Below are 1,267 nucleotides of genomic sequence, written 5' to 3' on the forward strand. Positions count from 1 at the left end.
ATATGTCTGAACGTCAGTCGGGGAAGACGCCCAGAGAAGCGGTTCAGTCAGCTAATCACTTCTTCTTTGATTACAACGATCTGCCCACTGCCATTAAGGTGATTAGGGATTTTCCTATTGGCAGTCCCTTTATCTCATACAGTTACCTGGCTATTCCTGCGATTGTGAAAAATGCAGTAGAAAGGCCAGAGCGTTTGATTGCATTGGCAGCCGCTTACGAAGCAGTGAATTATTCAGGCTTGCTGGTCAATGGCGAAATGGAGCCCGGTGGCTATTGGGATAGGGTGGAAGCCGAGACAACGGTCAGCCCTAAATGGGAGCGCGGTCGTGCATTATGGGGCGGCCTGAATACTTTCCATGTCCCTGGTCTGGAAGGTTATCGCTTATCTATGGCCAACGCTCATGCATTGGGAAACCCCTTTGCGGGGGAAGCAGGAGATAGAAAACTGGCCTTGCCCGATCATATGGGGACCATTGCCAGTTTTTGGGGCAGTGATGCTCTGGGCTCCAATCCATTCCGATCCCTGATTGATGCAGTGGTTCTTAATGAGGACTGGAAAGGTAAAGAGATCTACAACAAACATGCCCCAGCTTCAGAGAAGATTAGCAAGAGTATCAACTATCTCTACCAAGCCTGGGCCCCTTCTAACCCATTAACGCCAGGCAGTTACCACCAACAAAAAATCATTGAAGGTCTGGCCAATGATGTTGCTGAAGATCGGCAGGCCGGAGACCAACCCAATGGCATCGCTGAAGGTGTGGTGAATGCTGCCAATGGTTTAAGCGAGGCTCTGGGAGGTCAGCAGTTCACCGGATTAGATGGTATGAAAAATCCGATTTTGACATGGGATTCGGTTCTGGCTTCGCTCGGTTTCAAACTACGGCCTTTCAGGCCAGGAGACAGTTTCAAATTCAAAGCTACGGAACTGGCGGACAAGATTGAAGAACACCAGAAAGCCATTAACCAGCAAGGCTGGCTAAAAACCAAGAAGAGAATCACTCAGGATCAGTTTGAGAAAAAACGGGATTACTACCGCAAGGAGATAAAAAAAGTTCAGGAAGAACTAAAAGAGCTGAGAAAGGCAAAGCGCGAGGTTGTGCGCTAGCGGAGACTTTCTTGCGCACTTTTTAAGCGAATATGGTACTGTACTTGCATACAGTAGTTTGAAGTAATCAGGGAGATAATAAAGATGAGTGAACAGGCCAACTCCGACAGTATTTTTTCAAACAGTGAAGCTGTCAGTGCAGTAAGGATGGTCGCATTGGC

At 47.9% G+C, this 1,267-nt stretch carries 1 protein-coding gene; it reads left to right on the forward strand.

Annotated elements, in window-relative coordinates; all coding sequences use genetic code 11:
* Positions 1-1,106: hypothetical protein (locus KDK16_RS09910; protein ID WP_257275875.1), on the forward strand; the 1,106-nt coding region annotated here is incomplete at its 5' end.
* Positions 1,107-1,267 lie beyond the last annotated feature (161 nt).

The organism is Endozoicomonas sp. SESOKO4 (assembly GCF_024606275.1).